The sequence below is a fragment of the Vibrio orientalis CIP 102891 = ATCC 33934 genome (assembly GCF_000176235.1).
Taxonomy (GTDB): domain Bacteria; phylum Pseudomonadota; class Gammaproteobacteria; order Enterobacterales; family Vibrionaceae; genus Vibrio; species Vibrio orientalis.
The window spans coordinates 114,956-129,795 of sequence record NZ_ACZV01000005.1; the positions used below are offsets into that span (position 1 = coordinate 114,956).

The 14,840-nt window shown below is 45.1% G+C and carries 13 protein-coding genes; 5 read left to right on the forward strand and 8 right to left on the reverse strand.

The features are described from left to right. Positions 1-12 precede the first annotated feature (12 nt). From pstA to phoU, 3 genes are all read left to right on the forward strand, one after another. Complete coding sequence (gene pstA, locus VIA_RS11095; protein WP_004413081.1) at positions 13-1,659, forward strand: phosphate ABC transporter permease PstA; 1,647 nt, start codon at positions 13-15, stop codon at positions 1,657-1,659. Positions 1,660-1,661: 2 nt separating this feature from the next. Continuing rightward, positions 1,662-2,480, forward strand: a complete 819-nt coding sequence (pstB, locus tag VIA_RS11100) for a phosphate ABC transporter ATP-binding protein PstB (RefSeq protein WP_004413082.1) — start codon at positions 1,662-1,664, stop codon at positions 2,478-2,480. A gap of 69 nt (positions 2,481-2,549) precedes the next feature. Next, positions 2,550-3,248, forward strand: coding sequence for a phosphate signaling complex protein PhoU (phoU, locus tag VIA_RS11105; RefSeq protein ID WP_004413083.1), 699 nt, complete (start codon positions 2,550-2,552; stop codon positions 3,246-3,248). Between the two features lie 9 nt (positions 3,249-3,257). Here the strand turns inward: phoU and VIA_RS11110 are convergent, their stop codons facing one another. The 8 genes from VIA_RS11110 to VIA_RS11145 form a co-directional block, all read right to left on the reverse strand. Then, entirely contained in the window at positions 3,258-3,743 is a 486-nt protein-coding gene (locus VIA_RS11110; protein WP_004418051.1) for a hypothetical protein, read from the reverse strand. Positions 3,744-3,812: 69 nt separating this feature from the next. Then, positions 3,813-4,352, reverse strand: coding sequence for a porin family protein (locus VIA_RS11115; RefSeq protein ID WP_004413085.1), 540 nt, complete (start codon positions 4,350-4,352; stop codon positions 3,813-3,815). Positions 4,353-4,497: 145 nt separating this feature from the next. After that, positions 4,498-5,139, reverse strand: coding sequence for a hypothetical protein (locus VIA_RS11120; protein ID WP_004413086.1), 642 nt, complete (start codon positions 5,137-5,139; stop codon positions 4,498-4,500). A gap of 45 nt (positions 5,140-5,184) precedes the next feature. Continuing rightward, the gene (locus VIA_RS11125; protein WP_004413087.1) at positions 5,185-6,459 is read right to left on the reverse strand and encodes a restriction endonuclease subunit S domain-containing protein; all 1,275 of its coding nucleotides are present in this window, start codon (positions 6,457-6,459) and stop codon (positions 5,185-5,187) included. A 292-nt stretch (positions 6,460-6,751) separates the two neighbouring features. Continuing rightward, positions 6,752-7,699, reverse strand: coding sequence for a LysR family transcriptional regulator (locus tag VIA_RS11130; RefSeq protein ID WP_004413088.1), 948 nt, complete (start codon positions 7,697-7,699; stop codon positions 6,752-6,754). 42 nt (positions 7,700-7,741) lie between these two features. Then, complete coding sequence (locus VIA_RS11135) at positions 7,742-8,485, reverse strand: copper homeostasis protein CutC (protein WP_004413089.1); 744 nt, start codon at positions 8,483-8,485, stop codon at positions 7,742-7,744. A 144-nt stretch (positions 8,486-8,629) separates the two neighbouring features. Continuing rightward, positions 8,630-8,932: a YebG family protein gene (locus tag VIA_RS11140; protein ID WP_004413090.1), complete on the reverse strand. Its 303-nt coding sequence runs from the start codon at positions 8,930-8,932 to the stop codon at positions 8,630-8,632. A 102-nt stretch (positions 8,933-9,034) separates the two neighbouring features. After that, positions 9,035-9,928 carry a LysR family transcriptional regulator gene (locus VIA_RS11145; RefSeq protein WP_004413091.1) on the reverse strand — a complete coding sequence of 298 codons (894 nt, stop codon included), beginning with the start codon at positions 9,926-9,928 and terminating at the stop codon, positions 9,035-9,037. A 104-nt stretch (positions 9,929-10,032) separates the two neighbouring features. Between VIA_RS11145 and VIA_RS11150 the strand changes: the two genes are divergently transcribed. Further along, a complete protein-coding gene (locus tag VIA_RS11150) occupies positions 10,033-11,001 on the forward strand; it encodes a TDT family transporter (protein ID WP_004413092.1) in 969 nt (322 codons plus the stop codon). A gap of 94 nt (positions 11,002-11,095) precedes the next feature. Further along, positions 11,096-14,560, forward strand: coding sequence for an exodeoxyribonuclease V subunit gamma (gene recC / locus VIA_RS11155; RefSeq protein ID WP_004413093.1), 3,465 nt, complete (start codon positions 11,096-11,098; stop codon positions 14,558-14,560). Positions 14,561-14,840 lie beyond the last annotated feature (280 nt).

Genomic DNA, 14,840 nt, shown 5'->3' on the forward strand with positions numbered 1-14,840 from the left:
GAAACCTAGTACGTGTTTAAGTGGTTAAAATCAGGCTCTCCGTGGATATGGTTAACAGGTGGTGCAGTTAGCATCAGCTTGTTGTCTGTATTGGGGCTATTGCTGCTTATTGGCTGGAAAGGTCTCTCTTACTTTTGGCCTGCGCCACTCTATCAATGGCAAACCAAAGAGGGAGAAATCCTCGTTGGTCAAATCTACTCGCAAGAGTACGTCCCGATTACTCATCTTAGAGAGATGGATATTGACCTACCTGAAAGTGTCAAAGAGAAAGGGCTGGCTAAGCGAGTCAATATCAAAGTAGCCAACCGAGATCTTTACTCTGCGGATTTTGTTTCTTTACTTGAAATAGACCTAAACTCTCCGACAAAACCACAACATCTGGCGGTGATTGAGCGAACCCGAGGCGGTGATTTTTTTGGCCAACCTGTTGGTTATCAGCATTCTGACGGTCGTATTAGTAATGACGTAACGAAAGATATCACTTCAGGCCTCGCGTATGCACAGATTCTGCGTAAAGAGATTGAGCGCCTTATTCAGCAAGAAGTTCGCGTGATTAGTGCTCAAGCGGAACGATTGAGACTTGAAAAGCGCAAGCGCAGTTTGAATGGCAATTTGGATGATGAGTTTGTTGCTCGTTATGAGGCGAAAAATGCTGAATATCTGGCAGCACTGGCTAAAGTGGAAGCGAAACTTGATAACCTCCGTAGTAAGTTAGAACAGCAAGGCTTGTTGGTTGAAGATATGACGGGCCAGCGGGTGACCATTCCGCTTAGCCACGTTTTAGACTTGTGGTACCCGAACCAAATGTCGACCGCAGAAAAATTATTACGTTGGGGCAAGCAAGCGTGGAAGTTTTTGTCTGATAACCCACGAGAGTCTAACTCAGAAGGTGGGGTGTTCCCGGCAATGTTTGGTACCGTGCTGATGGTACTGATCATGTCCGTTATCGTGATGCCTTTAGGTGTGATTGCAGCAATTTACCTGCATGAGTATGCCAAGAATAACGCTTTCACCCGTTTGATTCGTGTAGCGGTGATTAACCTCGCTGGTGTACCTTCGATTGTTTATGGCGTATTTGGCTTAGGTTTCTTTGTTTATACCTTAGGTGGTTCGATCGACTCGCTGTTCTATCAAGAGCGCTTACCAGCTCCAACCTTTGGCACGCCAGGCCTCTTATGGTCTGCACTAACCTTAGCCGTCTTGACTCTACCTGTTGTGATTGTCGCGACAGAAGAAGGCTTAACCCGAATTCCAAACTCAGTGCGACACGGCTCTCTAGCTCTCGGGGCGACCCAGTTTGAGACCATGTGGCGTATTGTCTTACCTATGGCAAGCCCTGCTATGATCACCGGACTTATTTTAGCGGTGGCTCGCGCAGCCGGTGAGGTGGCTCCTTTAATGCTGGTGGGTGTGGTAAAACTCGCCTCAAGCTTGCCTGTGGATAGTCAGTTCCCATTCTTGCATTTAGAGCGCAAGTTCATGCACTTGGGCTTTCATATTTACGACGTTGGTTTCCAAACGACTAATATTGAAAGTGCACGACCGTTGGTTTATGCCACCTCTTTGTTGCTGGTTACGGTAATCATCGGCCTTAACCTGACTGCGATTAGTATTCGTAATAACCTACGCGAGAAATACCGAACTTTAGGACAAGATTAACCATGTTTTCTGTGAATCAAACTCTTGGCTATCCGACCCCACTAGACGTGAATAATCTTAGTGATGATTTAACGGCTATCTCGATTGAGGGGTTAAACCTGCATTATCAGACCGCGCAGGCTTTGAGTGACATTTCTATGCGCATTCCTAAAGGTCAGGTAACCGCTTTTATCGGTCCATCGGGTTGCGGGAAATCAACCTTACTTCGTTGTATCAACCGAATGAACGATCTGGTCGAAGGGTGCAGTGTTAAAGGCAAAGTGAAACTGCATGGCAAGAACGTCTATGATCCGGATGTAGATGTGGCTACCTTACGTCGCCGTGTTGGTATGGTGTTTCAAAGGCCGAATCCGTTTCCTAAATCAATTTATGAAAATGTGGTCTATGGTTTGCGCCTTCAAGGAGTCAACAACAGTCGTGCTCTTGATGATGCGGTCGAACGTTCACTGCGAGCGTCGGCGTTATGGGATGAAGTGAAAGATCGTCTACATGAAAATGCATTTGGATTATCTGGCGGTCAGCAGCAGCGCTTAGTGATTGCTCGCGCGATTGCGATTGAGCCAGAGGTGTTGCTTTTGGATGAGCCTACTTCGGCGTTGGATCCGATCTCGACATTGACGATTGAAGAGTTGATCAACGATCTGAAGACTAAGTATACCGTTGCAATTGTTACTCATAATATGCAGCAAGCCGCTCGTGTGAGTGACCACACTGCCTTTATTCATATGGGTAAGTTGATCGAGTACTCAGATACGGATTCTATTTTTACTTCGCCATTGAAAAAGCAAACGGAAGACTACATTACTGGTAGATATGGCTAGGTTTGTTGGTCATATTTGAAACCGTAGCTGTGTTAACTATTCATCCACAAAAAGAGAATAACTTTATTTATGAACTTTGGGCGCCATATTTCAGGTCAGTTTAATGTCGAGTTGGAATCAATCCGTACTCATGTGTTAACCATGGGCGGATTGGTTGAACAGCAATTGTCGTTTGCGATGCAAGCGCTGCATAAAGAAGACATTGAGCTAGCACGAAAGGTGGTTCGAGATGATCATAAAGTGAACTCAATGGAAGTCTCGATTGATGAAGCGTGTACGCGAATTATCGCCAAGCGTCAGCCAACCGCGAAAGATCTGCGTCTAATCATGGCGATCATCAAAACCATTACTGACCTTGAGCGTATTGGTGATGTCGCGACCAAAATTGCTTATGTGGCTATCGAAAGTCCCTCTTCGAAAGAACGCCAATTTCAGGTTTCTTTAGAGCCACTGTGCCGTCAAGCGATCAGTATGTTGCATCAAGTTTTGGATGCATTTGCCCGTATGGATGTTGATGCTGCCGCAGAAGTGTATAAGCTGGATGATAAAATTGATGCTGAATACGAAGCGGTGATTCGTCAACTGATGACTTACATGATGGAAGATCCGAAGAACATTCCAAACATTCTACAGGTAATGTGGTCTGCACGTGCGATTGAGCGAGTAGGGGATCGTTGTCAGAATATTTGTGAGTACATCATCTACTTTGTGAAAGGAAAAGATGTTCGCCACTTGGGCGAACAGAGTATAGATGATGCACTTCGTTAGTCGATTGCATTAAAGGTTAAGAATTACACCTAAATTAAACGTAGGGGAGATATCATAAGGAATATGAGTGTTTCCCCAGCCAAATAGATTAAAGTCCACACCACCTCTTAGCGCTAAATTTTCCGTTGCTTGGAATACGTAAGCGCCTCCAATGCTAATACCATCAGCTTTATAGCGAGTTGGTGAAAATAGGTCTTTTGTTCCATCATATTTTGCATACCCAACTTCTGCTTGAAAACCATGTGTTTTACTCGCACCTAGCATCTTTTGACCGCCAATACGGAAAGAGTCGATCGCTTCATCGTAGACAGAGCTTTGGTAGGCAGTGCGATTGTAACTGAAGAAAACCGCATCCAAATCTAATACATCAGTCATACCCACCTGAATGCCAGCCCCTAAGTAAGGACCAATTTTTACTTCAGGAGAGAGGTGAAGACCGCTTGCAGTTGCAGTAAGTGGTGTTAGGAGTATAAGGGCAAGTAGATGTTTTTTCATGATAGATACCAGAACAAGGAGTAGGCTCGCCATCCATGGCGTGAAAATTAGGCTAAGACGTTTATGGAATTAAAACTTATAACCGACTGTGAGAGAGAACTGATCGACAAAATGATCGACGTTCTCTGTTTCTAAGTTGATGAAATCAGCACGGAAGTCAGCGTAGAAGTGGTCGTTGAATGTGCCACGAACGCCTGTACCGATAAATAGAGAAGAATCATCCCAAGATCCTAGGTTTTCGCCATAAGCTCTAAGTTCTTCTTTGAATGTTGCGAATCCAATAACACCATAAGGTTTGATTGAGAATCCATCTAGGTTGAACGTATAGCCGATATCGGTATCTAGCTTGAACGTTGTGCTATCGCTTTCAATTGGTCCCCAGTAATCACCTGATGCTTTACTGTATGAAAGGTTAACGCCAACAATATGGTTAAATTCGTAACCATATTCCAATTTGATACCTCTCGCAGAGTAGTCGTGTGATGGGGTATCGACTTCTTCAATTGATGTGCTGTTAAAGCCAAGGCCAATACGGTGGCCTTCGTTGTTTGCGAGTACTGGAGCAGATAAAAGTGATGCAGTTAAAAGTGTTGTGAAGGCTAGTTTCATTTCTGTATTCTCATATAAAATTCATTGTGCTTTCCATCCTAGAAATGTCTTTGTCCCGATGCGTTTATAATAGGTTTCTCAATCAATAAGCTCTAATTGATAAGCGTTATATCATTCATAATCGCTGCTTATTAAGAGTGTGCATTTACCAAGTCAGACTGCCGCCAACACTCCAACTGTAATAAGTGGTGTCTGCATGAGCACGATAGGCGGTGGTTTTTACGTATGGCGATACTTTCCAAATTCGGTTTAGTCCTAGAGTTAGCTCCAGTTCATTTGAGCGAAAATCGCTATCACTATCGCCCCACATCTCATCGTCATACTTTCTTAGCGAATGAGTGTAGGTCGTAGAGACATACCAATTATCAAAGTAATAGCTAGCTCCGGTATAAACCGATTGTTTATCACCCGCTTCAAATTCCCAGCCACTATCATCAATTAGTTCATATTTTGCGCCGAGCTTAATGCTGGAGCTTTTAAAGAACTGCGTAACGGAGAGATCAAACAAATTACTTTTGGTTCGCACACCAAAGTCACCTAATAAAACGTTATCCCATTGCCCATATTCGTAGTAACCCGAAACTCGAGTTAAGGTGTCAAATAGATATGAGTGGCCGTAACCTACTGCAAACCAGTTAGAGGTGTCTGCGCCTAGGTATAAATATGAATTGTCCTTAATATCTACTGAGTATCCCAACTCTACGATTTCATCTGCATAGCTAAAATTGAAGTTAGCTAGAGCAACACTAGGCAGCGAGCTCAAGATAAAGAACAGTGTTTTTTTCATGAGTAATAAAAAGGCTCAGGTTCTCTGAGCCTTTTTCCTCTGGAGTTATTTAGATAGGCGGTTACGGATGTCGCTGCGGACACGATTTTGGTCGATATTGCGCTGTGGCGTCGACATTTGCATTGGCTGAGGATTGCTACCAATGTGCTCTTCTAGCTTACCTTTCACATGATCCCAACCATGACGCTGGATATTGCGAACTAATGCAATGGCGTAGCGGTTACCTTCGTTGCCTGACACTCCGATACGGTCAAGCATATCGGTACCATGGCGATATACCGCTTCGTAAACATGCTGAATTGTCTCGTGCTCTGAGCCTAGCTTACCGTTGATATAGCGTAAGATTTCAGTTTTCTCTACATCAGATGCATTGTTATCAATATGCTTTAGAGCATCGACCACGATTGAGTGAGCGATAGAAACATTGCCGTTAAATGAGAACGCTAATACGCCCAATTTGTGCTGTGCATCTAGCTCCGCATCCGTCAGTAGGTAGTGCGTCGCAACGTCATATGCCGCTTGCTCCATCTTCTCTTTGTTGTAGAAAACGCCAGAGGCATATTTAAGGTACTCACCAATCAATTCATCTTGGTTAAGCTGCTTAATCGCTTCTTTTTGTAGGTTTAAGATATTAGTGATGTCATCTTTAGCGATGTAATCAAGGTCAGTATCAATATCAAAGTCATAATCAGGAGTAAACGCAAAACGATGGCTGTTCAGGAAATATACTTTTTGGTTGTAGATGATACCAATTCGGCCGTCACCCATAACTCGTGCATATAAGGTAACGCCATTAGGATCGACTATGGTGAACTCTTTGATTGAATCATCGTATCCAGTGATTTGGAAGTTTTGACCTTCATAGCGGATCACACCATCACCATCGACATGAATATCACCGACTTCACCGCCCCATCCAGGAGTATCACCAAAGTCAGGTTCTGGGCGATCTGGTGCATTATCAATTGGTGGTTGAGAAGGCTGTAGTCCCCACTCTGGGGTTGTATCTAGCCCAAAATCTGGGTCAATTGGGTTTGGACGATCAGGTGCATTGTCGATCGGTGGCTGTGAAGGTTGTAATCCCCAATCAGGTGTTGTATCTACTCCCCAATCTGGAGAGTGGTCTGGTAGAGGGCGATCAGGTGTGTGTTCAGTATCTGGCACTCCCCAATCAGGAGTTTCACCAAAATCGGGTGGCGTTACACCAAACTCAGGATCGACATCGCGGTCAGCATCAGAATTGCCTGCGCCACCAGAAGAAGAACAACCAGCCAACACAAATGAGCCAGCGACGATTAAAGCTAAAAGAGATTTTTTCATAATCCACTACCTAAAAGTCTTACAAGATTGACTGGTGTGATGCTTACTGCGATCGATACCAGTTAATGAGAAGGCCAATCCTTTGGCTAGAGAGGGTAGGAGTTAGAATTGTCGAGAGAGTAGGACAAGTCACAATCAAACATACTCTAATCAGCGATATCCAGTGCTGAACTATTTGCTGCGGCTAGTATTGTTAATAAGTAATTACCAATCTAATGATGAAAACTTATATGGTAGATAAGTATTGCTTATCATAATGGGCGAAGCTGGCGGGTTATGGTGTTACTAGAGCTTAAACAGCGAGAATGGATTCACTCTTATTGACTTGATGATTGAGCGCGGTTTGAATTTCTGAGTTTAACCAGTGGATCAGAGGGTTATTACGATTTTTTACATGGTACTGGCTGTAAACCGGCATCGACTTATCTTGCTCGTCCATGATGACGTCAATAGCGCGTAGATTGGGGTAAAGGTCGAGTGGGAATAAATTTGAATGGGGCATAAACATGTCGGTGTGTTGTACAACATCAATAATTGCCATGACCAGTTCTGAGCGGAACCCGACACGAGTATTTAGCCCATGGTTCTTCATCAGTTGTTCAGCGACACTAAAGGTGTCGTTCCAGCCAGGATTGATGAAAGAAGCGATCTCATAGCCATCAAACTCTTCCATTGTTGCGATGGATTTCTTAATAGGATGTCCTTGGCGGACAAAGACTCGACCTTTAAGCTCAATCAGTTGTTTTAGGTAGATTTCTTTGGGGGCAGAAAGATCGTAGTTGATACCAAGTAGCACTTCCCCTTTACTGATGTTCTCTAGGGTATTGTGTGTCCAGCCAATTAGCTCGATATCGGCTTGAGGTGCTTGCTCTCTTAATTGGTGAAAAAGCGTTCCAGAGAGGCAGGCCAGTACCATGGGGGAGAGAGCAATTTTAAGCTTGTTATCAATCAACTTAGGATCAAACTCTTGCGAGCTATTGAGCGCATTTGCCAGTCCGTCTAAATGCGGAGTAATAGCGTCGGCTAGCTCCGTCGCAAATGAGGTCGGTTCTAACCCTGACGGGACTTTAACAAAAAGATCATCATTGAAGTGGTTGCGCAGCTTTTGCAGAGATTGGCTGATCGCGGGTTGAGAGACAAACAGTCGCTGAGAGGCTTTACGCATATTGAGCTCTTGCGATAAAACCAAAAACGTTCTCAGTAGATTCAAATCTAAACTGTAAAACAGATCCTTTGCCATCTCTCATCCTAGTCCTATTGGTTAGCCACTTTCTTTTTACCATCAACTGAGTGCGTTTACGACTTTTTCTATTGCGCTGCTATTGGTCATCGGAATAATGAAATCATCAATCTCTTGATTGCCCATTTTAGCCGCGTCACTAGCTGCGTTCATATAACTAGCGCGAGTCGTTTTCCCTGATAAGTGGACTTCTCGAACGCCAGTGTGGCTCACTATCTCTTGAACGTTGTCTGCCGTTAAGCCTGCACCAGCCATAATTGAGACTTTGCCGTCAGCGAGCGCAACCATCTCTTTCAATACCTCGACGCCTTGTTCGACATTAGAGGCTAAGCCTGAGGTAAGAATACGTTCGCAGCCCAATTCAATCACGTTTTCGAGTGCTTGCTGCCAGTGACTACTTTGATCGATAGCTCGGTGGAAAGTGATGCCCAAGTCGTACAGTTTTGCTTTGTCGGCCAACTGGTGCGCTAAAGGCATATCCACGTTACCATCGGCGGTAAGAACACCGAACACCACACCTTGAAGCCCCGCTTCGGCTGCGGCTTCGATATCAAGCAGCATTGCGTCGACGTCATCTTGGTCGTAAAGAAAGTCCCCCTGGCGTGGGCGAATCATGGCATACACAGGAATTGTTGAGATTTGTCCTGCTTTCTTCATAAAACCAAAGCTTGGCGTTAGCCCGCCAAGCGCGAGGGAAGAGCAAAGCTCAATACGTGTTGCGCCACCATTAATGGCATTGTGCAAAGATTCTAAGTTGTCGATACAGACTTCTACGTGATATTTCATCGGAGTGAACTCATTCAGAGGGTGATGAGTTATTCTAGCAGTCTAGGTGCAAGATATTAGGGTAAAGGTGCAAGGATTTGTTTCCCTAAAAATAAAAAACCTCAGCATAAGGCTGAGGTTTAGATTGTTTGAGCAAGAGTGAAATTATGCAGCGTCGTCTTGCGCTTCTTCTGCATCTTCAACGGCTTCTACTTTCTTTGGTTTCTTCGGCGCAGGTTTGCGTTTAGCCCCAAGAGCGTAAAGCACTTCTTCTTTGTTTTGTGCTAGGAACATAGCCAAGTCTTCTGTCTTGCCTTCATCTTCTAGCAGTTCACTTTTACCCAGTAGCTCAAAAAGCTCATCAGCCATATCGAGCATCTTGTCATATGCGTCAGCTTCCGCTTTAGAGGTAAAAGTCATTTTCTCTTCTCCGTTGCGTTCTACCACGTACTTGACGATTACAGCCATGGTTGGTCCTCTAACTCAAATTATTGAAAATATTTACTGTCTGTTTATACAGTTTTTGACCAGTTAAGTCTAGGTGATGCGCTGATTATGGGATCTAAGTGGTCAGTCTTTACGCCATTGGTGGCAATAGTCGATAAATGTTTTAAGCAGCGGGCTTTGGTACTTTTCTTTATGCACCAGTAGCCAAAAGCGTCGCTTCATATCAAGGGAGAGTTTTAGTTCAACAACACGCCCATCTCTGATGGCTGGCTCGGCGGCGAGCTTCGAAAGGCAGCCTAATCCAAGCCCTGCTGAAACACTGTTGAGTAGCGCTTCTGTGGTATTAAGTTGAAAGGATTCTTGCCAGTGCTCAATTCGCGGTGCGACGGTACGTAAAAAGAACTCTCTTGAACCAGATCCGGGTTCGCGCAGTATCCAGTCACTATTTTCAAGTGCGCCAATGGTTAGTGGCTGTCTGCTGGCCAATGGGTCATTCGGTGCACTGACGATGCACATTTCATCTTCACTAAACTGAGTGGAAATTAACTGAGGGTGAAGGGTTTTTCCTTCAATCAAAGCAAGGTCGAGCTCATAATCGATCAGCTTCTCACAGATCAAAGCCGAGTTTGAGATAAATAAGCTTTGCGATGTGTGCTGAGTTTCCGCGCGAAAGTCTCGCAGCAGATAGGGGGCGACCTGATTGCCTATCGTATCACTAGCGCCAATCTTTAACTCTCCGGTTAATGTCTGGTCATTATCAAAAAGTTGTTCGATATCTTGCGCTCGCTCAATAAGCTCATCGGCTAATGGCAGTAACTTCTGTCCCTCTTGATTAAGAATGAGACGGTTGTTGACGCGATCAAATAGGGAGTGGCCTATCTGCTTTTCTAATTCAGACAGCGCCATACTCACTGCTGCTTTGGATAGAAACAGTGCTTCTGAAGCAGAAGTGAGCGTCTCGTGCTGAGTAATAGTAATGAATACTTTGAGCTGTTTGAGAGAAATGTTAGTAGCCATAAGTCTCGTTAAGTTTGTTTGAACGACTGTTTTAAATAATTAGATATTCTCGAACAATTAGCAAGCGTAAACTGGCTCCGTACTAAAGAGGTTGAGAGGCAACAATGATTCAAGCAGCAAAAGCAAAAGTGATGGGAGCTCCAACTCCAATGGCGGGCTTAGCGCTAGGGATTGCCAGTTTAGGTTGGTGTTGGGAAAATGCCGCGCCATTTCACGGTTACGCTCAATGGAGCGGAGCAGCGATTGCCAGCGTACTATTGGCAATCTTAGCGGTGAAATTTTTATTTCATAATCACCTATTACGTGAAGATCTTGCTCACCCAGTGGTGGGTAGCGTAGTACCGACTTTCGCAATGGGTACTATGGTCGTCTCTGCATCGATTGGACACTTTTATCCTGTGGCAGGTGACTTAGTATGGCTAGCGGCTGTTGGGTTGCATGTGGTGTTCCTTACTAGCTTCGTTTACCACCGCGCGCAGAGCTTTGAACTGCATCATATGGTGCCAAGCTGGTTTGTTCCGCCTGTTGGTATCATCGTTGCGGATGTCTCTTTTTCTGGTAACCCTAACTTGGCGATGGTTGCACATATTGCTCTAGTGTTTGGTATTGCGGCCTATGCGGTGATGTTACCTATGATGATTTACCGCTTTATGTTTACTCACGAAGTGCCAGATGCAGCAAAACCAACTATGGCGATAATGGCTGCACCAGCAAGTCTTTCATTGGCAGGTTACTTAACCGTGACGACACAGCCATCACCGGTGATAATTGGGGTGTTATTTGGTATTGCAGTATTAATGACAGCGATTATTTACCTCGCTTTCTTTAAGCTATTACGCTTACCGTTTAGCCCAGGTTATGCAGCTTTTACCTTCCCTATGGTGATAGGCTCGACAGCGCTATTTAAATTATCTGCTTGGATGGAAAGTGTTGGCATCGCGCAGCAATATGTTGAGCAAGTACATTGGCTAGCAGGGTTAGAGCTAGTGGTTGCAACGCTAGTGGTGGGCTATGTTGCGGCACGTTACTTCCACTTCTATCAGCCTCATCGACATGTAGTGCGTAACGCGTAACCTTTTGAGCTTTTCTAAGCTTATATTTATCAAGAAAACCGTGCACTTATGCTAATCTCAATCCTAATTACGGCGAGAATAGTGTGAGTGCATTTTGTTTACTGTCTACCATTCCAACCAAGTGGATGTTTTAAAGTCTCTACTTGTCGAGCTGGTTCGGCTCAATCCTCTAGCAAATCCATTTGAAAAAGAGCAAATCTTGGTGCAAAGCCCAGGTATGTCTCAGTGGTTAAAAATGGAGTTGGCGAAAGAGTTTGGGGTAGCAGCGAACATTGACTTTCCACTCCCTGCGACCTTCATCTGGAACATGTTTACTGAGGTCCTGCCTGATGTACCTCAGCGCAGTGCCTTTAATAAAGAGTCGATGACTTGGAAGTTGATGCACATCTTGCCGGGCATGCTCAACACGCCAGAGTTTGACCCACTTAAACGTTATTTAGAGCAAGATGAAGATAGCTCTAAGCTCTACCAATTGTCTGAAAAAATCGCCGATATTTTTGATGGTTACTTAGTGTACCGCCCTGAGTGGATCGCCGCTTGGGAGGCAGGCCAAACCGTGGCAGAGCTAGAGGAAGAGCACCCTTGGCAGCCGATCTTATGGCAAGCGCTTTATGATCACACTTTGGCTTTAGGCCAGTCTCCATATCACCGTGCTAATTTATACGAGCACTTTATTGATACACTCGAAAACTATCAGGGTAACTTTGATCACTTACCTAAGCGCCTATTTGTATTTGGTATCACCTCTTTGCCACCGCGTTATATGGACGCGTTAAAAGCGATTGGTGAGCATATTGATGTGCACTTGATGTTCACTAACCCATGTCGCTACTACTGGGGTGAAGTACGAGACAGAAAGTTCCTCGCCCGCCTAGCAGCAAAACATCGTAAACATGTGGTTTGGAATCAAGACCATTCTGAGCAGCATGGTGAAAGTGAACAACTTAAAGGTTCATTGGAAGACAATTTGCTCGATGAGCTACATACTGATGCGGTAGGTAACAGCCTGCTAGCGTCAATGGGCAAGCTTGGCCGTGACAATATGTATCTGTTGTCGCAATTAGAGTCACACGAAATTGAGGCATTTGTCGATGTCGAGCGCGATTCGCTGCTCCATCAACTGCAAGCAGATATCCTCAATCTAGAAGAGCACCAAGATGATCATCAGCTAGACAGTAGTTCACACAAGCAAGTAGTCACGCTGGGCGATAAATCTCTCAGCCTACATGCTTGCCATAGTCCGATGCGTGAAGTGGAAGTACTGCATGACCAGTTGCTTGCAATGTTTGATGCTGACCCTAGTCTCAAGCCGCGTGACATCATAGTGATGGTCGCGGATATCAATGCTTATAGCCCAGCGATTCAGGCGGTGTTTGGTAATGCGCCCGGTGAACGTTTTATTCCTTATTCGATCTCGGATCGTACCGCCGACCAAGAGAGCCCAATCCTGAATGCGTTCATGCAACTGGTTAATCTGCCGAATACGCGCTGCCTTGCATCAGAGCTATTGGAGCTACTGGAAACTCCAGCAATATTGGCGCGATTTGAACTAAGCGAAGATGAATTTATTTTAGCCAAACAGTGGGTAGAAGAGTCAGGGATCCGCTGGGGACTGAATCCGTCTACAGGGCATGAATTTGATCTGCCTGAGACGGCGCAAAACACCTGGCAGTTCGGCATTGAGCGCATGCTGTTAGGTTATGCGATGCCAGAATCAGCAGGTCTATTTGAGTCATCAACGGGTACTTTAGCTCCCTATAACCAAGTACAAGGATTGGGCGCTGAGCTGGCGGGTAAACTGGCGCACTTTATTGAAACCGTTAGTGAGTATCGTCAAAAGCTAGTGCAAACTCAGTCGATTGATGAGTGGCGCGAAGTGCTAACTCTGCTTCTTGATGCATTCTTTAAAGTCGAACTAGAAGGCGAAGCGGCGCTTAAATCGATTCGCGACACCTTAGCTAATCTAAAAGAGCAACTGACTGATGCTGCGTTTGAACAGCCACTCGCTCCCGCCATTATTGCTCAGTATCTACAAAATAAACTTTCTGGCACTCGGGTAAGTCAGCGTTTTCTCGCTGGACAAGTGAACTTCTGTACCTTGATGCCAATGCGCTCGATTCCATTTAGAGCAGTATGTTTGCTTGGCATGAACGATGGTGTCTATCCACGAACTGTGCCGCCGGAAGGGTTCGATCTGATGAATGGCCGAACCAAGCCCGGTGATCGTTCTCGTCGTGATGATGATCGTTACCTATTTTTAGAAGCGATGCTCTCTGCGCAGCACTCCTTGTATATCAGTTATGTTGGCCGCTCGATTCAAGATAACACCGAGCGAGTGCCGTCAGTGCTGGTATCTGAGTTGATGGAGTATTGTCATCAGAACTATTGCCTAGAGGGTGATGAGCAATTGGCTTGCGATGAGTCCGGTGAAAAGCTGCTTGATGAGTTACTGACTCAGCACTCTATGGTGCCGTTTAGCAGCAGCGCTTTTTTAGGTGATTCACCAAGCTATGCCAAAGAGTGGCTTCCGGCCGCTAACCGCCAAGGTCAGGTAAGTGGCGAGTTTAATCAGCGCCTACAAGATTACCTGCTTGATGTGACTTACCCACTTGATTTAGACCTCGTCGAGCTGCAACGCTTTTGGCGCCTGCCTGTGCAGTACTTCTTTAACCGCCGCTTAAAGGTGATGTTCGAGCCGCCATTGCCAGTAATGGAAGATGATGAACCATTTATTCTTAATGGTTTGGAAAGCTATCAAATGCGCGACGGCCTGCTAGATAGTTTACTGAAGCGCCAGTTAGATAATGGGCAAGGCTCAGATACTAAAGCGATCATTAAAGCGTTTGTTGATGAACAGCGTGCGCAAGGCAAACTTCCGGTTGGTGCATTCGGCGATATTGAGTTTGAGACCAATCGAGTGCAAGCCGAAGAGTTGGTGGAGAAACTGACTTTCCTTTGCGGTAATGACAATGACGACTTGGAAGTAAAACTGACGCTGGATGTGTTGGGCGAAGATAAAAAAATCCAACTGACTGGTTGGTTAACTCAGCATTATCAGTCAGGCCTAGTCCGTTACCGCAGTGGTAAAATACGCTCACAAGACTACCTATCAGCGTGGATTGATCACCTTGCGATGTCTGCAATGGGTCAAAGTAAACGCACTCATATGATTGGCTATGACAAAAAAGAGGGTGTGGTGCACTTAGTTTACCCACCTATTGCTGATGCAAATTATGCACTTTCGCTATTGTCTGAGTTAGTCCGCCTGTTTTATCAAGGCATGACAGAGCCACTGGCCTATTTCCCTAAAACAGCGCTTGCTTGTGTAGAGGCTGGATTCAGTCGCGGTAAATGGGTGGATGATGAAGAAAAGTCACTCAAGAAAATGGTCGATACGTTCAACGACAGTTTCATTGCTTCCGGTGAAGGAAATAACCCATACATTGCCCGAATTTGGCCAAGTTGGAATGATGAACTGGCTACAAGCCTACGAACAATGAGTGCGCTAGTGCTGCAAACGGCACGCTTAGAAGCGATGACAAATGAAGATATGCAATAAGGTCTTTGGAAACAAAGCAGTAAGGAAAGTAGGTGGCCGCCAGTAAATCATTATAGTGTAGGGCGTTCGCTGTACGGCCACAGGTCAGAGGGACCATGATTCTTTTGGTTTGTTGCAACGTTAAAGCTGCTCAACACATGGCGCGCATACTAACGGCTAGACACAGCTTCTGCCGTGAGAAAGATCGCATAACATCCTAACTTTTGTAGGATAAATATGAATAACAACAGTTTTTAAGTCTGGATCACACTTATGTCTCACGAGATCCATAAGTTTTCAG